Raw genomic sequence first — 22,286 nt, forward strand, 5'->3', positions numbered from 1 at the left:
AACTCTCCTTTCCCCTCTAATAAACGTGAATCCATCCCGCATCCGTCTTTGTAATGAGAAACCCATCGATTTAGAGAAACCCTATGTCCTGTATTGGATGCAAGCCTACCGTCGTTTTGATACCAACCATGCTTTTTCCCATGCGGTGAAACTTGCGAAAGAGTATCAAAAGGAACTGGTTGTCTATGAAGGACTTCGGATGGATTACCCTTGGAATTCGAAACGGATCCACCAATTCATTTTAGAGGGGATGATGGAAAACCAAACAAGGGCAGACGAAATTGGTATTACCTATTGGCCTTATGTCGAAACTTTGAAAAACCCCGCCAAAGGTCTGTTAAAAGAAATTTCTGAAAACGCTGCTTTAGTCGTCACAGATGATTTTCCCTGTTTTATCATCCCTGAACAAACAGCCAAGTTAGCTAAAAAAGTCAATTGCCAAGTGTTGGCGATAGATGGAAATTCCCTACTCCCTTTTTCCAGTTTTGAAAGACCGGCAAGTGCTGCAAGGATCCTCCGATTGTGGATTCACAAAGAACTCAATCGAAACTACCCAACACCAAACACAACCCTTTGGAAAAAAGAAGAGTTAAAAGAGTTAAAAGAGTTAAAAGAGTTAAAAAGTAAATCCAAACCAAACAAACAAATTGGATTCCCCAAAAATCCAATGGCTCTTTTAGAAGAGATTCCCTTTCAAAACGATGTTTCTCCTGTAAAGGGCGTCAAAGGTGGTAGAAAAGAAGCATTACGATTGTTAAATGAGTTTATCAAAAATAAATTAGACCAGTATGGCACAAAACGATCCGAACCTAATAGGCCTGAACTAACAGCCACAAGTGGGTTATCTCCTTACCTACATTTTGGATGGATTGGACTCGAAGAAATTTTTTATGCAGTTTTACAACATGTCACAAAAGGGAAATGGAACCCAGAACGGATGAGCCATGAAAAACCAGGAGACCGAGAAAATTTTTATTCCCCGTCTCTTTCTGCCAATATGTTTTTGGATGAACTGATAACTTGGCGCGACATTGGTTATTTATTCTTTTGGAAAGACAAACCGAAACACATCAATTTAAATCATTTGCCAGATTGGGTGAAGGCGAATTTCAAAAAACATACAAAAGACCATAGAGAGTATGTATATACATTAGAACAATTTGAAAATGCAAAAACTCATGATGAACTATGGAATGCTGCCCAAACAGAACTTGTGAAGACAGGGAAAATGCATAATTATATGCGAATGTTATGGGGGAAAAAAGTCATCGAATGGACAAACTCTTATGAAGAAGCGTTTACCATTTTAGAACATCTCAATAATAAATATGCCTATGATGGCAGAAATCCCAATTCCTATACAGGAATATTATGGTGTTTTGGATTATTTGACAGACCTTGGTTTCCCGAACGAAATGTATTTGGAAATGTAAGGTTTATGTCTTCCGATTCCACAAAAAAGAAGTTTAAAATGAATTCGTATTTGGAGTATATTGGTGAACTGAGTGGCAAGTCCAACTCACTTTTTCCATGACCGAACAAGCGAAACCCATTGTAATTGAAGAAACGAATCTAAAAACCGATTCCATTTATTCTTACTTTGTCATTCTCTTTAATGATTCCATCCATGAGTTTTCCTATGTGGAAGATTGCCTTATGAAATTATGTTTCAAAACGAAACGGGAAGCTAAAAAAATTGCAATGGAAGCACATGCCAATGGGAAAGCTATTTGTTTTACAGGAAGTATGGAAGAATGTGAAACAGTTGCAGAACATATGACTGAGGCCAATTTAACAGTGAGTTTTGGCGTATGAAGGATATCAAAACTAGTTTCTTAGAAGATTTACAAAAAGAACGAAATCCCAAAAAAGCAGCTTTTTTTCCTCGTTTTTTCAAAACGGGACCTGGTGAGTATGGAGAAGGTGATCTATTTTTAGGAATCACCGTTCCCAACCAAAGGAAAATAGCAAAACAATACATCACCAAACTTTCTTTAGATGATTTACAAACGTTGATCCAGTCCCCTTTCCATGAAGTTCGACTCACAACACTCCTGATCTTAGTGTTCCAATACCAATCTAAAGGTATTAGCGAAAAAGATAAACAGGCAATTGTTTCGTTTTATTTCAACAACACGAAGTATATCAATAATTGGGATTTGGTGGATGCCAGTGCGGACAAAATCCTCGGTGAATTTTATTTTCAAAAGGATAAAACAAAAATTTTAAAAATGAAAGACTCTAAAAGTCTTTGGGAAAATCGAATTGCTATCCTTTCCAGTTTTTTTTGGATTCGGAAAGGTCGTTACGACGAAACAATTTTCCTCAGTGAAAGTTATTTAAACCATCCACATGATTTAATCCATAAAGCGACTGGTTGGATGTTACGAGAAATTGGCAATCGTGACAAAAAGGTTTTGGTTTCTTTTTTGGAAAACCATGTTACGAAAATGCCACGTACAATGTTACGTTATGCGATCGAAAAACTTCCTCCTTCGGAAAGGAAGAAGTGGTTGTCTTTTAAAAAAGAATCTTAAGTTCTTGGATGGACTTTGGTAACAAAGTAAACTTTTACAGGTTCTGCTTTTCCTTTTAACGTGAGTTCTTTTATGTCCTCGTATTCGATATAGGTTTCACCACCAGCTGCGAGAAATGCCGCTTCAGAAACTGCGACTTTGCCTGGAATTCCATGGCTTTCGAGTCTTGCCGCAGTATTTACGGCATCACCGATGACTGTGTAATCCATCCGTTTGACGGAGCCAATGTTTCCAACGATCGCTTCTCCAAAATTGACTCCGATCCTCAAACGAAATGTCCCAGGCTCGAGTCCAAGTTCCTTATTAATTTCAATCATTCTTTTTTGCATATCAACCGCACAAGCGATCGCATGGTAAGCATCAAGTTCAGTTTGTTTCGGAGCTCCCCAGAACGCCATAATCGCATCCCCGATAAACTTATCTAAAGTAGCTGAATAATGAAAAATCAAATCAGATAAGGACTCAAAAATTGTATTTAAGTGATTTAAAACAACACCTGGAGGGTTTTTTTCTGCAAAGGTTGTAAACCCAACGATATCGGAAAAGAGAGTTGCAATGTCTCTCTCCTCTCCACCTAACTTTATTTTATCGGTAACAATCGTTTCCATCACAGCTGGTGAAAAGTAACGAGACAATCTCTCTTTTTCTTCCTTTTGTTTTTCCACAAGAAGCCTTGAATCAATCATGTTTTTCACAATGGATAAGGCAACAGAGATGGTGAAGGCAGCAAAGGCATAATCTTTCACGAATGTATGACTAGGATACCATTCCCATTGCATTTCTACGAACACATCGTTTAACATTAACATGATAAAGGCAAAAAACCCCAAAGAAACAGTTCCCATGGACGGAACTTTTCGACCTAGAAAGATGATGTAGAACAAAGCTGTTCCTAAGAGAATTGTGACAAAACTCCAATAAAAGAAAAACTTTGATAAAAAAAGTAGATTTGGTGAAAGGAGAACGATAATCGCAGAAACCAGTCCTGTGGCATCAATGTATCGATTCGTAAGTTTGATCCAACCATTTCTAACATGTGCAAACCGAACAATAAAATTAAACAGAAAATGAACAAGGGCGATCCAAGTCATATACTCCATTTTCTTAATCAAAAATCCATCGTTCACAATTGAATAAATGATTTGGCTTTGGAACAAAGTATTTAAAGCCATAAAAATGGAACCTAACGAAAAATAGATGGTAGCATGTTCCTCATTTCGAAATAGAAATTGCCAATAGAGATAAAAACTTCCCAGTAAAAGTGTTAATACAATGACAAAAATCTTTTTAAAATCGTTCCAATACTCTGCTCTTTCTGAATATTTATTGGAAGATACATAAAATTTATCGTGAGATAGACCCGGACTTAAAGGATATTTAGCATACACTCGAACGGCAAGAACATTGGGTTCATCAATCTTTAAGAGGTGGTAGGGAATACGATAAAAGCGAATTTTTTCGCTATAAAGAGAACTATCGTCTAACTGAACATTGGTGTCGGTATCTAAATGTAAACCTGTTCCACCGATAAATTTTCCATTCCAATAAACTGCATCCGCTTGGCTAATTTGGCCCAAACGAATCGTTAAATTTTTTGATTTGAATTTATTTTGAATGTCATCACTCGTAATTGTGATTTCTGTGCGATACCAACCATACCCTTTGTATTTTTCCAAATATTCTGAAAAATTAGGAAAATACAATTCACCATCTCCATCGGAGACTTTGTCCCAACCAGTTTGAATTTGAAATCCAGAAAGCCATCCAGTTCTTACCGACTCTTCTAAGGTTGGTTGTGCATAAGAAAAAATATGGGCTTTGATCTCACCTGCATCTTCATCTAAATACACATCATCTTCTTCAGATTCCACAACCCTTGGCGAGTCACCTGGTTTAAAACTCCATTTGTGTATGTTATTTCCAAAAGAGGATTCTGACCTTAAATCCAGAATTTGATTGGTCAAAAGCACCTGGGACGAAACAGGCATTACGGTGAAGAGAAACAGGAAAGAAATTACACTGAGTGAAAAGAATCTTTTCGAAAAAACCATGTCAGAAATCCTATTCAAAAGTCAAGGAACTGGCAAGTAGAAAACATTGGATAAAGTGAAAGTCGAAGGACTCAATCCTGATTTTTCAGGAATCGTTACTGCACCTAACGGAAAAAAGGTGGATATTTTCTATGTTCATCCTGGAGACGAACTGGTTGTTGAATATGTAAAACGTAGACCAAGACAACGGTCTTTAAAAGTCCACGAAATCATCCGAAATCATCCTTGGGATTTAGTCAAATGCTCCGTTTTTGGAGAATGCGGCGGTTGCACTGGCCAACACATACCTTATTCTACCCAACTTGATTTAAAATTCGGCCCCATCCTCTCTTTGTTTCAGAAGGATTTAGGTATAACGATAAAACCCGTCCTCGAAGCAAAAACCTATGCCTATCGTTCCAGAATGGATTTTTCTGTTTTTCCAGGACCTGTCATTGGCCAAAGACAAAGGGGAAATTTCCGTAAAGTGGTTCCCATTTCCTCTTGTGCTATTCAATCCAATTGGGCGAATCTTGCGTTACAAGACGTACGAGCTCTTTTAGAGGAAATGCCAAATGTGATTTGGGATCGAAGATCAGAGCAGGGTGGCCTAAAGTATCTAACCATCCGAAAGGCACAAAATACAGAAGACGGAATGTTGATTTTTACATTCACGGAAGGATTTGAAAAGAGTCCCGAACTTGAGTCCTTTCGTTCCCTTTGTTTGGAACGTCTTACGCAAAATTCCCTAGTGTTTTGTTACAACCGTCCCAAATCAGAAGTGTCTGCTGTCGGTCGCCCAGAAGTCCTCAGAGGAAAACTTACTTTCACTGAATCAGTTTTAGGACAAAGTTTTGAAGTTCCTTTTGATTCCTTTTTCCAACCGAATCCCAATGGATTTTTACCCATCCTACATTTCATCCAAGAAAGATTGCCAAAGGAAAAAGATGTCCTCATCGATTTATTTTGTGGTAATGGTTTCTTTTCTTTGTTATACGGCGAATATTTCCAACATGTGGATGGATATGAATTAACTGAGTCCTCCATTGAAAACGCAAAAACTTTATTTGAAAGCACATACCCCACAAAAACCCATTCCTTCCAAGTAACCAATTTATTTTTATCAACTGGAGATTTACAGCGAAAGGAAAATGCCACTCTCATCCTAGACCCACCGCGCGCTGGGGCAGGAAAATTAGTGAACCATTGGATCCGTGATAATGGTCCTAAAAACGTCTTCTATGTCTCCTGCAATCCCTACTCTCAAAAAGAAGATGTTCGACTCTTTTTAGAAGAATACGATTATGTGGATGGTATCCTAATCGATCCGTATCCGCAGACGCCACATACAGAATCCGTACTTTACTTTCGCCGAAAAGAACGATAATTCCCTTCACCGATTCCGGAATTCGGCCGAAATTGATAGAGAGGGTAGTATGAAACAACGGACATCCATCTTATATCTTTGTATCGCCATTTTCTGGCAAATTGGTTGTGCGAGTGTGATGGTCACAAATTGGGTTCCTGACGATTCCAATTTCAAAGAAAGACCTGTTCGAGTCCTACTTGGATATGCAAGTGAGGAAGAAATTTTTAAAACGACAGGGGAATTAATTGTCAAAGATGCAAATGATCTAACGATCAAAAGAGCTTATGATTTTTTATCCTTAAATCCAACTGCTATCAAAGCACCTATCTCTATCCAAAGTAATGCAGAGTGGATTGAATACAAAGGAATTAGTTACCGCGGAACCATTTTACTCAAACCCATTAATGGAAAAGTATTCATCATCAATTTAGTTCCAATTGAATTATACCTTCTCTCAGTCGTTCCTTCGGAAGTCAGTGCCTCTTGGCCCAAAGAAGCACTGAAGGCTCAAGCAGTCTGTGCAAGAACCTATGTAGTCAAAGAAATGTTAAACCGCAAAAAACAAGAGTTTGACGTTGATACATCAACAAACACACAAGTGTACAAAGGAAAAAACAAAGAACATAAGAATACAACAGAAGCTGTATTTGAAACAGAAGGATTAATTCTCATCCATAAAGGCCAACCCATCCAAAGTTTTTTCCATTCGAATGCTGGTGGTTATACGGAAGATCCAGCGAATGTATGGGGAAACCCAGTTGAATATTTAAAACCTGTTCCTTCTGAATATGATAAAGATGGTGATCAATACGCCTGGGAAGACAAATGGAAAACAGATTATGTAAATCAAAGTTTACGTGATTTAGGAATTGGTGAAGTGCAAGACATTGTTGTTGCAAATCGTTTTCCTACCTCTCGTGTGAATGAATTGGAAATCATTGGATCTACAGGAACCAAAAAAATCAAAGCGACAGAGTTTCGTAAAAAGATTGGAGCTACCAAATTAAAATCCACTCGGTTTGGAATTCGCAAAGAAGACTCAGGTGATTTTTATGTAAAAGGTTTAGGTTCTGGTCATGGTGTGGGTATGTCTCAGTGGGGAAGTTTTGCTATGGCCAAAAGCCAATTCAACCACAAAGAAATATTACAACACTACTTTAAGGGAATTGAATTCGCAAGAATTGTCTCAAAATAACTGCTAGTTTTTGATTTCCCTCGTCAGATAGTTTTAGAATCTGTCCTTAGGTTCTAAAACACATGGCAACACTGGAAGAATACTTATCCCAAATCAAAGATCTGACGATTGTTCCGCCAGTCTTATTATCCGTACTTTCCCTGGATGATGACAACGAACTCTCCTTTGGAGAACTTGAAAAGAAAGTCCAATCAGACCAGGTCCTTGTCGCTAGACTTTTAAAATTAGCAAACTCACCTTTTTTCTCACGTGGGAATCCTGTTGCAAATATGAAACAAGTGATCACTCGCCTAGGATTTAAAACCGTCCGTAGTATGGTAGCCATGTCCATGACGGATTCTCTCTTTAGCCAAGGGAATTATAAAAAATTCCGAGATGAAGTTTGGGATCATTCCGTTGCCAAAGGAATTTTTGCTCAGATTCTTTGTGAAGAGAAAAAATTCAAAAAAGAAGCTGAACTTGCAATCACATGTGGACTGATGCAAGACTTAGGTAGAATTGTTTTAAATACCATTGACCGAACAAAATACGTAGCAGTTCTCACTGAGTTCCAAACCTCTGATACAAATCTTGTTAGCTTAGAGAAAAAAGCCTTTGGTGTGGATTCTTATGAAATGGGAAGTGCCGCAGCAAAACTTTGGAAAATGCCAAGTATCATCATCTCCTCTATCGAAGATTTATCAAAACCTGTGACAGAACAAACACCACTTGGACAAATCATTGGATTTGCAGGAACCATTGCCAAACTCACAGGCCATGGAAAACAAGAACCAAATACAGAAGAAAAATTTGAAGAATACAAAACCGCACTTGGCCTGACAATAGAAGATACAAAAATCTTTTTAGCAGCCAAAGATGAAAAACTCAAATCAAATGAGTTATATCAGTTTTGTAGTACGCTTTAGATCATGAGATAGGTTTTACACTTAAGATTCGATGTAAACCTTCTTTTCCTTTTATTTTCACAGGTTCCAGTTCTTCGTATCTATATTTTTTTGCGTAATCTTCTGGCAAATGGTTGTACAGACCTTCAGAAACATACACTTGCATAGGTTTTGCCATTGATTCCAAACGACTCGCCATGTTGACTGTATCTCCAACAGCAGTGTATGATAATTTTTGGAAAGAACCTACGTTTCCAACAATAGCTTTCCCGGAAGCCACTCCAATTCCAATTTGCGGAGTGAAGCCATAAATTTGATCCCATTTGGGTTGCCACAATTCAAATACTTGAATCATTTCCACAGCACAATCCAAAGCATTTTGTCTATGGTCTTCTTGAAATACAGGTGCACCAAACAAACACATAATGGAATCACCGATGTATTTATCTATCATGCCACCGTAACCTAAGATAACTTCTGTCATTGCAGTAAAGTATTCATTCAAAAAAGAAATTACCTGCTCTGGTTTCATTTTCTCTGATAAAGTCGTATAACCTCTGATATCTGAAAAGAGAACAGATACTTCCTGTTCCTTTCCTTTTTGATCTAAGGAAAGTGAATTATTCATCAAACTTTCAACGATGATGGGATCAACATACATCCCAAAAACGTTTTGCATTTTCTTTTTATCGTTTTCTAATTTGAGTTTTTCTTCGTATTCTTTCTCAAGTTCCTTCTTGAACTTTTTCACCATTGTATTCAGATCTTGGATCTCTGATTGGTTCATTCCATATAAGTCTTGGAACCGTTTCAAACTATCCTCCATTTGAATCGATACCACTTTTTTGCGGTAAATCTCTCGAAACAAATTACGGAATCGATGTTCCAATATGTTCTTCTTTAACCGACGTTTGCTGAAATATTCGTTGATCCCCAATTGAAAAGCAAGGATAGGAAGTTGTTTTCCTTCTGCCTTTGTAAACACAACCACTGGTAATTCTGATGGACCTGCTAAATCCATAATTTGTTCCAAAACGTCTTCCGGTGAAACCTCAAATTCTGGAAATTGGATTTCGGTGATCAGCAAATCATACTGCACTTTCTTAATTTCTTCTGCACCATTTTCAAACAAAGAGCGCCAAGTGAGTTCGATGTAATCACCAAACCAATCTTTGAGTAATTCAGAAATGGTATCATACGACTTCTTTTGAGGTTCTAGGACAATGACTCGAACTATTTCTTCTTTTTCTAAATCCACGCGCTTTATTTTTCACTCTCTAAAAATTTGTGAAGCGCCTCTTGGAATTGGAAGGAAAATCTTCCAAGTAACAATCGAAATGCTTGTAAAATGACGTCTGGTCTAGGGGGATCTCCTGAAATGTATAGGTCTGGTTCTTTCGGAAGATTACACTGAGGGAAAAGTCCCCCACTCACCGCTTCCGTTCCGCAAGCAATCAGAGCTTTGGGTTCACTCATCACATTCCAGGCAGTCTCTAAGGGTGCCGCCATATTTTCGCTGACTGGGCCAGAAAACACAATCGCATCGGCATGTTTGGGACTCGCAACACATCGAATCCCTTCTCTTTCGGAATCGAAGACTGAATTGAAGGAGGCATTTAATTCTGATTCAACAGTATTGTTACCACCCGCAGCGACTTCTCGGTATAAAAAACCTCGTTTGTGTGTGAGCTTACGAAAACGTTCCTGATTTGCCGTGAGTGGAATTGACTTATGCAAGGAAGTTTGCAGAATTCCATTTTTATAGGAAGTGTAAAATTCTTCTCTGTGTAAGGAAAATACGTAAATAAATCCAGAATTGGTAAGTTTCGCATCCGGGCATATTTCCACACAATCACCACATTGCAGGCATTTTCCATAGTCCACGAGGAATTCCGAATCTCCCTTTCGTTCGATTGCTTTAGTGGGACAATTGACTTCGCAGAGATTGCAGGAACCACATCCAGAAGACATTTGTTTTGTAGGAACGGGAATCCCTCTTTGGTTTGGATGAACAGGTGAAGCAGTTTCAAAGTTCAAAACCTTTTTGGTTTTAACAAAATTCAGAATTTCTAATAAAGATTTCATAGATCAAACCCAACATAACTTAAATTAAATGACTTATTGTTCAAAGGGAAGTCACTGATTTGTTCACCTCGCACTGCTAATTCTAATGCATGCCAATTTAATACGGAAGGATCTCTTATATAAGAATTTTTAACATATCCATCTTCATCTAAATTAAGAGCAACTAATAATGGACCACGCCAAGCTTCTACAGTCTTAAAAAAAACACCTGGATTAATTTTTTTAGTAAATAACTCATTTAGTCTTTGATCACGACCTTCGCTCCAAACTAAATCCCAATCAAGAGTTGAAATTATATTTTCGATCCAATCTAATGATTGTTCGATTTCTGCAAAACGTAAATACATCCTAGCCCAAACATCACCATTATAATGATGGTGCTCTTCTTTTAATGGAAGTGGTTTCCAATTTGGATAATCAGTATGGTTCTTCCGTAAATCATCTTCCACACCCGCCATTCTTGCAACCATACCAACAAAACCATATGTCTCCACATCTGATTCGGAAATAAACCCACAACCTTGCATTCTTTCCTTTAATGTCGAAATAGATAACGCACGAAGGATTTGCGGTCGTACTCGGGTATTATATACTTTCTTTAACTGGTAAAAAGATTCCTTTGCCAGCTTAGGACTGATCTTTTGATTCACTAATACTTTACCAGGCCGTATCACAGATTTCCCAAAGCGATGACCAGTCCAAGTTTCCATAAGACCCAATGCAGCTCCTCTATCCGTTACACAAACTCCATACAATGGATAATATCCTATGTCTTCAGAAATTCCACCCAAATCACCGATATGAACTGCGATTCTCTCCAATTCAACAAGTATGGAACGAAACAATCGAATGTCTTTTGGAAGATGGATCCCATATGCTTCTTCGTATATGTTTGAAAATGTCAGTGAATAACCAATGCTTGTGTCACCCGAAATGGTTTCAGAATAAGACATGACTTGTCCAATTGGTTTGTTTAATATCAACTCTTGTATATTCCGTTTTTGAAATCCCAATCGAATCGTTAAGTGACGTATCTCTTCCCCTTCGACGACAAAACGAAAATGACCAGGTTCAATGATACCAGCATGAATGGGACCAACCGCATGGGAATAGTTCCCATCGGAAAAAGGAACAGTCAATCCATGGTAAAACAAATCACGAACTACTCCTGTTTTCTGGTGAAGAGATAAATTTTTACCTCGGTTATCATTTAAAAAATCTTCTTCTTTTAATTCCGAATATTCTTCCGATCCCATATCTTGACCAAAAGAATGACGAACCAACCAAACAGGATATTTTTGATCTAACAAAAAATCGATATTACTTTTTTTCGATTTAACTTCTTCCATCTCAATCAAATTGTTTTGATATAAAAATTGGTAATAAACCCCATTAAAGTTTGTGATTCCAGTTACTTGACTCATAGATACTTCCCCATTAAAAACAACAATCCGTAAGTTCCAACACCAACGGTTAACAGTAGGGAGAACCAAAAGAAAGAATATCTGATCGTCAAAATTTTGTATAAACTAGGATTAAAATCTCGATTGGGAAGTTTCACCATCGGCAATACTTTATTTAACGCGATAAAAAAGAAAACAGATCCTAAGATAGGGAACAAAAACAAATAAAACTGATGGTTCAAGATCGCTATCTCTACAATTTTAAGATCTAAAATAAACACTGGAGACAAAGGAAACACAAATGAAATCAATAGAGCTAACAGATATACATATAATGCTTTGTGACTGAGACTTTCATTGTTAAGTATTTGAGAAATATTTCTTTTACCAGCATCCATTCGTAGTATCCCCATAGAGATAAAAACTAAAAGTTTAACGAGGATCGTGGAGGTTAATAAAAAATAGAAGACATCATCACTAACATCAATCCTTAAAAATATGGTTAACATACCTGTATGAAACAACGCTACCTTAGCCGATATCCTTCGAATATCATCTCGCGACACAAGCATTAACGTTGCATATAGAATTGTTAGAATTCCGATAAACAACAATCCGTTTGATGCGTTGATGAGATGAGGATTTACTTCTTTTTCCAAATTTACAAGTGGTCTGATGGCTAATACAACACTCACGGGAACAAATGATGCAATTAAAGAAGAAATTTGACTTGGACTTTCAGCATATGTGTCGCCTACCCAAAAATGATTTGGTACCAAACCAAGTTTACCACTATAACCATAAACAGTTAATAAAATTCCAGTTTCAATGAGTAAACCAGACTGCCCCACTAATCCATTTTTTAGAGAAGCAAATTCTAAATTTTCCAATGGCGTCGAAGCAAAGAGCAAAATGACAATCCCCAAAAAAGCCAAACCCAGCGCATAAGAGTTGATGAGCAAAAACTTCCAACCTACATGAAAAGATTTTTCAGTCCCACTGGAAGAAATCAAAAGAGCACCAAACAAAGTGGAAGCTTCGATTAGTATCCATTTCAAAACAAGATTATCAGTAAACCATGAGCAAAACAGAACCGAGAAAAATAAAACTTTTAAAATGCTCCATAACCAAATCCTTGTTTGACCTTTCGTTGGAGCAAATATCGATACTAAAAAAATAACAACGAAAGCAACAAGGCCAGTGCAATAAAATAAATTCATCATCATGTCTTTCTTTCCTTAGTATGCATATGAGGAGATAATTGGAGAATACCTCCAGAGACGATGACCAAAATTGCATCTAAAAAAGAACCAAACTCTAATCCAAAAGGAAGTCCTTTATCTAAAACCAAGGTCAAAACAAAAATACCATTTTCAAAAACACAAAACCCAGCAATCAATGCCAACCAGTTTCGCCTAACAACAAAGCACAATACACCCACATAAACCAGTAAAATCACATAAATTAAGCCGATTTTATGAACTGGAATCGTTAAAACAGAAACTCCTTCGGTAATTTTCACAGCAAGCACTAAACCTAGAATCATAAACAGCAATGTTGCCAAATAACCAAACCGAGGTGTTGTGCTTTCATTCATCTTGGATTTATTTGCAGTCCAGTTCAATATCAAGGGAGTCAAAATTGCCTTAAATAATACCACAAGAATAATTAATGAAGCTGCATGTTTCCAGTCATCTTCATGTGTTTGAATCACTGGAAATATCAGAAGAAATCCCTGAAAACTTAAAAACAAAATGATACGACTCAAACGGTTTTCAACTAAAACCACAATGCCAGTTAGCAGTAACAATAAATATACGAAGTCATAAATCATATTGATTTCCTAAGAGAGTTTTACTAAAGAACCTAAGATTAAAATCGCAATGAAGATTAATCCCATGAATTCGGGAATCCATGTCCATTTACGACGAACACTATATGCTTCCCAAAAGCCCAACAAAATCGCAAGCAACACAACTATAGGCAAAATTAAAAACTCTCGATTTAGTTGATTCATAAATACATTATTTAATAATTTTGAATGTTCGAGAGCAAGTTTCACTAAAAAGACCAATAAAGCAGATAATTTCATGGAACTTGCTAATTCAAAAAAAGCTAAATGCCTACCTGATGCTTCCAATATCATTGCTTCATGAACCATTGTTAACTCCAAATGTGTTCGAGGATCATCAAAAGGAGGTTTGGCGAGCTCTGCAAGAATTGTAATAAACGATAAAGCCAAAAACAAAATCCCAACTAGGATTCCCTGCGGTGTTTCTGAAATTTCGATATGAGATTGTGCGGCAAGAATCATCAAGATAAATGTTGGTTCCACCATAACCGATAAGAGAATTTCTCTTCCAGATGCCATACCACCGAAGGAACTAGTCCCCTCCATAGCAAATCCTATAAATGAAAAACGATAAAGTGCCAAGAAAAATGGAATTAAGATGAATGGCGCCCACTCGAATAAAACAATAGTCCAGATCATAAAAGCGGAATAAAGCGCTGCCTTCGGTGCTAGGCTTGAAATTTCAGAATAAAATTTATGATGAACGGGTTCCTTCAAATAAGCTTTATTTATTTCCCAAAAAAACTGTATCAACCTGGGACCACGTCTCCCTTGTGCATATGCCCTAACCTTTCGAATAATTCCAGTTAATAAAAATGGCAAAGTCAAAAATAATAAGGATAAATAGATCATATAAATTAAAAATTCCATGGTTAACCTCGAAAATCACCTAGAATCAATAGAGCAAAGATAAAGATCAAAAACATGGATGAAATAGCTAAATATTTACTGATATCTTCATCCTTCGCCTGGTTTGTGGAAGACACAAATCGAGTTCCAAGTTTAAAAAATGAAGTTACCAATAGTAAGATATAGTGATCTACTTTAGAATCACCTTGTTTATTGATAAAATATCTTCCTAAAGAATTTTTTAATGGTTTTGAAAAAACAGAAGATGGAATAGATAGTTCATGCCCACTGTATCCTCCTCCACAATCCCAACTTTGTTTCTTTACATCAGGTAGTTTATTTTGTTTTTTTCTCTCAAAGATAAAGATTAAAAACAATATCGAGATAGTAATAGCCGAAACAATAGATAAATTCAAAAACCAATTAACCAAAGCAACATCAGCAAATGGTTTTAACATTGGCAATTGAATGAAAAAAGGCAAAAGGATTGGAAATAAGAAAATGAATATTGCCAAACTAAATAATGAAATATACAACCACCTCTTTTTATCCTGATCAAATGATATGAGATTCATTTTTTTGCTTGGTAACGAAAGAAACATACTTAAGTATAATTTCAAATGAGTAAACCCACCCAATACAATTCCAAAAAAAATAAAAATCATCGAAGGTAATAAAAATACAGATCTACCAATTGGTAGATCCAATATTCTCACATTTAAATAAAAATAAGTAGCTTCGGAAATAAATCCTAATGTGCCAGGCAATACTGCGTAACTAAATGTACCAGCGCCTAATAAAATGGGAGAGATTCCAAGTAAACGCCCAATCCCTTTTAAAGAGTCACTTGAATCAAATTGAACCAACCTTGAAACCATTCCTATGGAAAAAAGTTGAAATGTCTTTGAGAAGGAATGATGAAACAAACTCAAAAAAAACAGAATACGAAATGAATTACTTAAATTCATTAAATCAGTGTCACCTGAAAACTGAAACATCCCCGTTATGATTAAACATAACCACAGAAAATTTAATGATTCGATAGAACTATACGCAAGGGATATTTTTGGATCCTTGTGAAAAAAACTAGTTATACCTCCAAAAAAAATTCCCAATGCAGCAAGAGGAAACAAGATTTGATACACAATTGGATCTAATTGGTTTGGTAAAACATATCGATAAAATAAAAGTAACGGAAAAACTTCCAACACACCTGCAAAAGCTCCTAATGCATGAGAAGGCCCACCTTCATTTACTTTTGGTAACCAAATATGAAATCCAGAAAAACCAGATTTGATTAGAAGTCCAATTAACAAAAGCAATGTGCCAATCGCATCACCATCTGGTAACATAATCCAAGCAGATAAAAACAAAGCAGAAATTCCAGATGCAAGTAACAAAGAACCCAAACTTTCAATTTGTTTTTTCCCGAAATCTGTTCCTGAATAAATGAGGATAGTCGAAAAGGACGTAATTTCCAAGGCAATGGGTAGCAATAGAGATTTACCTGAAAGATAACACACACCTAGCGAAGCCCAAAAGATAGCATAACCTAGGGTTACTTTATTCTTTTCTTTTGGTTCATAAGATAACACCAACATAAAGGACGCAAATCCAATATAGGCCTGTATAAATAATCCAACTAATATCGGAAAGTCGACAGACATTATGTCTTCATTCACGATAACTAAAAAAACAAGTGGCAAAAGGGCCGAAATCCCAACGAGTATCGACCGTAAAATCGATATCTTTTTTTCTTCTAACATAAATTAACCTCAATATGAAAATGAGAAGATTATGTATGCTGCGGTGGAGCTCGTAATTTCATGAAAGATAATGATACAAAAAGAACCTGATCAGAGCAATTTTGATAGAATGAGACGATTTGAAATTGTGGAGAAGGAATTGGAAAATTAGATAATTTCAAGAAAGTATCATTTTTTAGGGTAGTCTCTTTCGAATCTTTCTCTAACTGTAAAATTTCACTGGTTTCGCTAAGAGCAATCTCAGCCCATTGGTCATGGGGTTTTCCCAAAACCAAAAAACTAAAAGACAGAACCAAAATAAGGCGAATGAACAACTTGTTTTCCTTCATTTTGATGCTTTCACCTGTCTGATAGAATGGAAGTATTTTTCGTGGACCAATTAAAAAAACACACGCAGACGAAGTTTGCCATTGATGTAAAGAATTTAAGGAAAACTTTTTTCCAAGGAAAACTTTCAGTGCCTATCTTACAAGGTCTCAGTTTTCAAATCCCCGAAAAACAAATGGTCACCTTAATGGGTCCTTCCGGTTCAGGAAAGTCAACTTTACTCAATATACTTTCTACAGTGGAAAGACCTAGCGAAGGGAGTGTCAAAATCTTCGGACAAGAACTAGTAGGGGCAACTGAGGAAACGTTTACAGAGTATCGTCGAAATCAAATCGGGATCGTTTTCCAGTTTTTCCACCTCTTCCCCTATCTCACCGCAAAAGAAAATGTTTCCTTACCGCTACTTCTTTCAGGCAAAACGAAAAAATTCGCAGAAGCAAAAGCAACTGAATTTTTAGATTTGGTAGGTTTGAGCCACCGAAACCATTTTACACCGAAAGAAATGTCCGGCGGTGAAAAACAACGAGTTTCCATAGCCAGGGCTATGGTACATGAACCAAAACTCATTTTCGCAGATGAACCCACGGGTAACTTAGATTCAAAGTCTTCTGATAAGATCATGGAATTGTTCAAGATCTGCTCCAGCAAATTAGGGATAACGGTCTTTTTGGTCACACACAATGAGGAAATTGGTAAATCCGGGGACATCAATTATCGAATGTTAGATGGTTTAATCATAAAAAAATGATACACTACTTCTATTATTTTATCTTAGGTCATTTCAAAAGTGATTTCACCAAAGCTATATTGAGTGTTTTAAGTATTAGCTTAGGCATTGCTTTGTTTGTCAGTACGCAAATCAATTCTTGGAAAGCTGAAAAAAGTATTGTAGACCAAACCATTGGTTTTGCATCTGAAAATTTCATTGGCCGATTTGTTTATCAAGAAACTTTCGACAAAGATTTCAAATATTTCAATTTCATCAAAACGCTTGATTCACAAATTTCAGATTTAGTCAGAATAGAACCTGAACTTCATGTAAAGAGTTATTTTAACTTAGAAGATAACCAAACTTTAAGTATTCCGACAATTGGAAGAGATCTACTAATTACAAATCTTGAATCAGGCAATTCCGACATAAAAAACCAACCAAAAAAATATTTTTTTAGCAAACCGCTCATTCAAAAATTAAAATTACAGTCTGTAGCAATCGCCGTTAACATTTGCGATAGTCAACTATTCATCCAACCAGATGAAATTGAAGCCGTGAATCAAGATGGATTATTTATCGTAATGGATATTAGCAGATTACAAAGTATTTGTAAGACAAATTCATTTACCACTATCAACTTAATCAATCGATCAACTGAAAATATTCCAAGTTTTACCAACTCTTTTTTGGATCATCCAAATTGGTTATATGAATCAAAAGAAGAAATCAAAGAAAGAGCGGGAGTAGCACTTGGATCATTAAAAATCAACCTGACAATCATTTCACTAGTTTCTGTTTTGATTTCTTTTTTTATGGTATCGAATATTTATTCAGGCTTATTTATTTCGCAAAAAAAAGATTTCGGCATTTTATTGTCTATTGGAGGAAATCGAATCTCTAATTTTTTTCTCTTTTTGATGCAAACAACAATGTTAGCTACCCTAGGAGGTATTTTTGGGACAACTCTAGGAATTTTTTTCTCTAAACTTAATTACTTTCAAACTTTAAATACATTAACAGATGCGTATCAGATTGATACCTATCTTCACTTCCCAACCGAAATTTTATTATACGGATTTCTCATATCCATCCTTGGATCAATCTTAAGTGCATTCTTAAATGCTATCAAAGCATACAAAATACTTCCAATCGAATTATTGAAAGAAAAAGAAGATTATATTCATATTTCTCCTTTATATTTCTCCCGAAAAATAGTTTTGCTTATCGCAATTCTCCTAATTGGTTCAAGTATTTTTTTAGGATTTTTAACATTAGAAAAACAAATTTTCCCAGGATTAGTCGGTATCGGATTTGTGATTGTTGGCTTTGTTCTCTTCAACTTTTTATCGATACCAATCAGTATTTCCTTTTTCTCAAATATTACCAGACTCATCCAGGTTAGTCCCAGCTTTTTATTAGGCATTCGAGAAATCGAAACAGATTCCTGGAAAAATAGTTTAACGATCTCCACAATCATGTTATCTACTTCACTAGTATTTACTTTAACTTGCCTTACAGATAGTTATGAAGTTTCACTGAAGCGCTGGGTTGATTCTGAAAATAAATCAGACTACTCTCTGATTAATGAAAAAAAATTAGGTTCAGGAGAGGCTGGTGTTCCAGTAAACCTTTTGGTAGACCTAAAAAACTCAAATTATTTTTCTGATGTAGAACCATTTCTTATCAATTCAAAATTCATTGTGAATGGGAAATTTTTTACCCTTCATGTGTTAAACTTTAAGGAAGGTCAAAAAAAAGATGAAATACTAGTTTCTAAAAATTTTTGTTTTTTGGAAAAACTTTGCAAAGGAGATTCAATCGAGATACTCACTGAAAAAAAAGGTAATTTATCCATACGAATTCAAGATCAAATAGAACATTTTTTTTCCGAACGCGGAACAATAGTGATGGACTATGAGTTCTTCAAAACCTTGTATTCAGAACAATACTTAAATTCGATTCGTGTAACAATAAAAAAACATAACAAAAAGCAAGATGTATTGAATTATATAAGGGATTTATCCAACAAAAATGATTTAAATTACTTGGATCATGAACAACTAAAAGAGCTATATATCACGGGAATGAATCAAGTTTTCAAAGTCTTAGACAAACTTAAAATCTCAGCGATTACAATTTCGATTCTTTCTTTGATTACTTCAATCTTCTACTTTATCAAAGAAAAATCAAGAATACTCGCTGGTTTAAAAGCAATAGGAATGAGTTCAAAACAGATGTTTACTCTGATTTTTTACCAAACTCTTTACCTTTTTTCACATGGCATTATTTCAGGTATTCTGAATAGCTTAATCCTATCACCCATTGTAATCTTTGGAATCAACAAAAATGCCTTTGGTTGGGAGTTGGATTTTTCGTTCCCTGTTCACTTTGTAGCAAAACTTCCGATAGTGATTCCTTTATTTACATTCATAATCACACTTATCCCGTTCTATTTTCTATTGAGAATGAAAATTTCTAAAGAGTTAAATTACGAATAATTCTTTACCGAAAACAGACCTCTGCTTATGTTTATACCATGGCCGGAAGTATCAAAGTTTGCTTGGAGCTCGCAGATATAATTCGAAAAGAGAATCTCGAATCTCGCGAAAAAATCCCCACATCAGATACTCACCTACGAATTTGGTCTTCGCAACTTGCAAGAAGCGAAGAAGACTTGAGAAAGTTACTAAATGCCCTTAGAGATAGTCACTTTATCTTCATTGTGAGCATTGTCTCTCCCGACCCAAATTTATTTGTTTATGGCGAAGATGCTTACGTATTTGCAGAGCCATTTATTTTAAACGAATTAAAAAAACATTCCGAAGACTCACTAGAAAAATTATACGAAGCAAGCAATTATAAAAGAAAATCTGCCTTTCAGATTACACGAGAACTTTTTCCTAAGATTAAAGAATTCAACAATACCCCTTTGGGTCGTTCCATAAATTTATCTGTTATGTTGGAAGAATTCCAACGAATGTTAACTGCTCAAAGTTACGAGTATACAGATCAATGGAGACGAAATAAACTTCAGGAAATCTTCAAAGATGAAGGCATGATCGCAGAAGAACTGGCAAACAATGCTAGTTTACGTGATAACGACCCAACAAAAAGAGCGGTTGACATTCTCAAAGAACAATCTCCGAAAGAAAAAATAGATTCGAATTGGATCAAAGCAAAGGAAAATTTTTCGACAGAATTTTTACTACGAGTGCATTTTCGAAAATATGAATTTGATATCGTAAAAAAATTAATTCAATCTGGAAAACTAAAAGAAGAAAAAGACATTAAATATGTTCGAGACACCATTCAAACAATGGAAAACAGAATAGAGCAAGACAACTTACTCAAACGATACGCCAATGATATGATTGAACTTCGTCGTTATGCTCAAGCTAAATTAAATATGATCAGGCAAGGTGTGAGCACACAAAAATAGATTTCAACATTAATGAAACCCTAAGTTTCAATTAATGTTGGAACCATCCGACTTTATCTAATTGCGTATAGACCTGAAAGAAAAAGACAACCAAACAAATAAAAATCAACCGTCTTTTAAGAGAAAATTTTGCGTTTAGATGATTTTCTTTCTCTGGTGTATACAATAAATAAACAATTAAATTTATATTAAAGAATAATCCAAAAAACTCTTTTGTGAATATCGAATTTATTGCGAACGAAAATGGTGAATATATTAAAACTAAAACAATGATACTAGGTATAAAATAGAGAGGTGTCTTTAAATTCCATAATCGATCATCCGTCAGATCTATCTGTCTTTTTACTCCAGAAGTAGACTCTAAAACGGAAACCAATGTATCGTAATTCTCTATATTGACCAAAGGATAAATTCTTTCCTTAGTCTCTAACATAACACGGTCATATCCCCTAAATTTATCTAAGGTAATATTTTCGATATCCTTGATTCTAACTGAAGCACAGTTCCCGTTAGAGTCAAATTGTTTCAACATACCACCTTCCAACTCAACTTTACCAGAAGATAGAATTTCAATTTGTTTTAAATAATTCCTGCGAAGAAACCAAAAGAATAAACCAAGCAAAGGAAGAAAAATTGTGAAAAATTGAATTCTTCCTTCTTTTGGAATTTGAAAACTATTATAAACTACGAATAAAACAAAGAGTATTACAACGGCCCAAGTACGTGTTTGTAATTTTTTTCTAAATAACGGTATATTGTAAGAAAATATTTTTTTTTCACTCATTAGAAAAACTCACTTTTGGAAAAGATGGATTGCATAGAAATTTGCTCTGCATCCAAATTTTCTTTTCCACCTTCTTCTCGATTTAAGATACAAATGCCATGAGTGACTTGGATCCCTACTTCGCGAAGAACTTTTACTGCTTTAATCGTAGAGCCACCCGTAGTAATTACGTCATCCACAATGAGACAACTTTTTACTTCTTTCCAAAAACCTTCTATTTGTTGGCCAGTGCCATGTCCCTTCGATTCTTTTCGAACCACCAAAGGATAAATTAATTTTCCTCTTTTTTGGTATGCGAGTGAAATTGCGTAGGCGATCGGGTCCGCTCCCAAAGTCAAACCACCGACCGCATCAAATTCAATTTGCATTTGGGGAATGATTTCATCGACAAAACAATCTGCAAGTATTGACAATCGCTCGGGACGTAGGGTGACTTCTTTGCAGTTGAAGTAATGGTGGGATTCTAGTCCGCTCGCTAAACGAAATGGTTTTTCAGAATACCGATAGACAAAGCGCTTCATCCATTGGAACAATTGGTCACGATTGGAATGGGACATATTCTAATTATTTTCTTACCCGAAGCATGAAAACAATAATTTGCTCGTGCCATATCTTTGTTTTCCTTGAGAAAAAGCTTCCTTCAAGTGGATATCCCGAGAATTTCGCTGGGACTACCATTCTTACTTCGATTGAAAAAAAATCTGGTCTTTTTCTGAGTGAATGAAGTTAGTGTTCAAGGCTGTCATTGGAAACTTTCCAAGCGAGGTTATGGAATACAAAAGACAGAAATTCAGACGGGAAGAAGGAAATAGTTAATTCCTTTTGTATAATTTTACACTGAACGTAAAATTACGACTATAGTAAATTTGCTTTTAGTATAATATTAATTTTATCGTATTTCTACGTTCAAGTAATATTTTCTCTTGCTTTAAATATAATCTAATTAGATTATTTTCCTGAAAGATTGATCAAATCTAGGTTGAATCGAATGAATCTTCACAAAATCTCACAAATTGGTGGGAATTTCAGCCAGATTGAAAATAGAAAAGAACCA

Annotated in this window: 19 protein-coding genes; 9 read left to right on the top strand and 10 right to left on the bottom strand. The window is 35.7% G+C overall.

The genetic code is table 11. From position 1 onward, the window contains the following. Window positions 1-25 precede the first annotated feature (25 nt). Genes EHQ59_RS09245 through EHQ59_RS09255 form a run of 3 tightly spaced genes read left to right on the top strand, consistent with a single transcriptional unit; the run spans window position 26 to window position 2,537 of the window. Window positions 26-1,534 (top strand): deoxyribodipyrimidine photolyase, encoded by a 1,509-nt coding sequence (locus EHQ59_RS09245; RefSeq protein ID WP_208652352.1) that lies wholly within the window; start codon window positions 26-28, stop codon window positions 1,532-1,534. Further along, window positions 1,531-1,815, top strand: coding sequence for an ATP-dependent Clp protease adaptor ClpS (locus tag EHQ59_RS09250; RefSeq protein WP_135619375.1), 285 nt, complete (start codon window positions 1,531-1,533; stop codon window positions 1,813-1,815). Before EHQ59_RS09245 ends, EHQ59_RS09250 begins: the two co-directional genes overlap by 4 nt. Beyond that, a complete protein-coding gene (locus EHQ59_RS09255) occupies window positions 1,812-2,537 on the top strand; it encodes a DNA alkylation repair protein (RefSeq protein WP_135619376.1) in 726 nt (241 codons plus the stop codon). The genes EHQ59_RS09250 and EHQ59_RS09255 overlap by 4 nt, the downstream gene beginning before the upstream one ends. Here EHQ59_RS09255 and EHQ59_RS09260 read toward each other — a convergent pair. After that, window positions 2,534-4,588: an adenylate/guanylate cyclase domain-containing protein gene (locus EHQ59_RS09260; RefSeq protein WP_135619377.1), complete on the bottom strand. Its 2,055-nt coding sequence runs from the start codon at window positions 4,586-4,588 to the stop codon at window positions 2,534-2,536. The two genes, EHQ59_RS09255 and EHQ59_RS09260, sit on opposite strands and share 4 nt — an antisense overlap. Window positions 4,589-4,643: 55 nt before the next feature. Between EHQ59_RS09260 and EHQ59_RS09265 the strand changes: the two genes are divergently transcribed. The 3 genes from EHQ59_RS09265 to EHQ59_RS09275 all read left to right on the top strand — a co-directional run bounded on the left by EHQ59_RS09265 (window position 4,644) and on the right by EHQ59_RS09275 (window position 8,036). Then, window positions 4,644-5,954, top strand: a complete 1,311-nt coding sequence (locus tag EHQ59_RS09265) for a class I SAM-dependent RNA methyltransferase (protein WP_244245465.1) — start codon at window positions 4,644-4,646, stop codon at window positions 5,952-5,954. Window positions 5,955-6,003: 49 nt separating this feature from the next. Further along, window positions 6,004-7,131, top strand: coding sequence for a SpoIID/LytB domain-containing protein (locus EHQ59_RS09270; RefSeq protein ID WP_135619379.1), 1,128 nt, complete (start codon window positions 6,004-6,006; stop codon window positions 7,129-7,131). A 62-nt stretch (window positions 7,132-7,193) separates the two neighbouring features. Further along, window positions 7,194-8,036 carry an HDOD domain-containing protein gene (locus EHQ59_RS09275; RefSeq protein ID WP_135619380.1) on the top strand — a complete coding sequence of 281 codons (843 nt, stop codon included), beginning with the start codon at window positions 7,194-7,196 and terminating at the stop codon, window positions 8,034-8,036. A 1-nt stretch (window position 8,037) separates the two neighbouring features. On the opposite strand, the gene EHQ59_RS09280 is transcribed toward EHQ59_RS09275, so the two are convergent. Genes EHQ59_RS09280 through EHQ59_RS09310 form a run of 7 tightly spaced genes read right to left on the bottom strand, consistent with a single transcriptional unit; the run spans window position 8,038 to window position 15,970 of the window. Then, the gene (locus tag EHQ59_RS09280; RefSeq protein WP_135619381.1) at window positions 8,038-9,273 is read right to left on the bottom strand and encodes an adenylate/guanylate cyclase domain-containing protein; all 1,236 of its coding nucleotides are present in this window, start codon (window positions 9,271-9,273) and stop codon (window positions 8,038-8,040) included. Window positions 9,274-9,278: 5 nt separating this feature from the next. After that, window positions 9,279-10,100: an NADH-quinone oxidoreductase subunit B family protein gene (locus tag EHQ59_RS09285; protein ID WP_135619382.1), complete on the bottom strand. Its 822-nt coding sequence runs from the start codon at window positions 10,098-10,100 to the stop codon at window positions 9,279-9,281. Next, window positions 10,097-11,524, bottom strand: coding sequence for a hydrogenase large subunit (locus tag EHQ59_RS09290; RefSeq protein WP_135619383.1), 1,428 nt, complete (start codon window positions 11,522-11,524; stop codon window positions 10,097-10,099). The genes EHQ59_RS09285 and EHQ59_RS09290 overlap by 4 nt, the downstream gene beginning before the upstream one ends. After that, entirely contained in the window at window positions 11,521-12,729 is a 1,209-nt protein-coding gene (locus EHQ59_RS09295) for a proton-conducting transporter transmembrane domain-containing protein (protein ID WP_135619384.1), read from the bottom strand. Before EHQ59_RS09295 ends, EHQ59_RS09290 begins: the two co-directional genes overlap by 4 nt. After that, entirely contained in the window at window positions 12,726-13,337 is a 612-nt protein-coding gene (locus EHQ59_RS09300) for a formate hydrogenase (RefSeq protein WP_135619385.1), read from the bottom strand. The genes EHQ59_RS09295 and EHQ59_RS09300 overlap by 4 nt, the downstream gene beginning before the upstream one ends. Window positions 13,338-13,346: 9 nt before the next feature. Next, window positions 13,347-14,225 carry an NADH-quinone oxidoreductase subunit H gene (locus tag EHQ59_RS09305; RefSeq protein ID WP_135619386.1) on the bottom strand — a complete coding sequence of 293 codons (879 nt, stop codon included), beginning with the start codon at window positions 14,223-14,225 and terminating at the stop codon, window positions 13,347-13,349. 2 nt (window positions 14,226-14,227) lie between these two features. Further along, window positions 14,228-15,970: a proton-conducting transporter transmembrane domain-containing protein gene (locus tag EHQ59_RS09310; RefSeq protein WP_135619387.1), complete on the bottom strand. Its 1,743-nt coding sequence runs from the start codon at window positions 15,968-15,970 to the stop codon at window positions 14,228-14,230. 370 nt (window positions 15,971-16,340) lie between these two features. Here EHQ59_RS09310 and EHQ59_RS09315 point away from each other — a divergent pair, with 370 nt between their 5' ends. The 3 genes from EHQ59_RS09315 to EHQ59_RS09325 are packed head-to-tail and all read left to right on the top strand — an operon-like array spanning window position 16,341 to window position 20,448. Then, complete coding sequence (locus tag EHQ59_RS09315; RefSeq protein ID WP_135619388.1) at window positions 16,341-17,045, top strand: ABC transporter ATP-binding protein; 705 nt, start codon at window positions 16,341-16,343, stop codon at window positions 17,043-17,045. Next, window positions 17,042-19,507 (top strand): ABC transporter permease, encoded by a 2,466-nt coding sequence (locus EHQ59_RS09320; RefSeq protein WP_135619389.1) that lies wholly within the window; start codon window positions 17,042-17,044, stop codon window positions 19,505-19,507. Before EHQ59_RS09315 ends, EHQ59_RS09320 begins: the two co-directional genes overlap by 4 nt. A 38-nt stretch (window positions 19,508-19,545) precedes the next feature. Continuing rightward, window positions 19,546-20,448, top strand: a complete 903-nt coding sequence (locus EHQ59_RS09325) for a hypothetical protein (RefSeq protein WP_135619390.1) — start codon at window positions 19,546-19,548, stop codon at window positions 20,446-20,448. A 31-nt stretch (window positions 20,449-20,479) separates the two neighbouring features. Here the strand turns inward: EHQ59_RS09325 and EHQ59_RS09330 are convergent, their stop codons facing one another. Both EHQ59_RS09330 and pyrE read right to left on the bottom strand, forming a co-directional pair. Next, the gene (locus EHQ59_RS09330) at window positions 20,480-21,232 is read right to left on the bottom strand and encodes a hypothetical protein (RefSeq protein ID WP_135619391.1); all 753 of its coding nucleotides are present in this window, start codon (window positions 21,230-21,232) and stop codon (window positions 20,480-20,482) included. Next, window positions 21,232-21,789 carry an orotate phosphoribosyltransferase gene (gene pyrE / locus EHQ59_RS09335; protein WP_135619392.1) on the bottom strand — a complete coding sequence of 186 codons (558 nt, stop codon included), beginning with the start codon at window positions 21,787-21,789 and terminating at the stop codon, window positions 21,232-21,234. Before pyrE ends, EHQ59_RS09330 begins: the two co-directional genes overlap by 1 nt. Window positions 21,790-22,286: the final 497 nt, after the last annotated feature.

The organism is Leptospira kemamanensis (assembly GCF_004769665.1).
GTDB classification, from domain to species: Bacteria; Spirochaetota; Leptospiria; order Leptospirales; family Leptospiraceae; genus Leptospira_A; species Leptospira_A kemamanensis.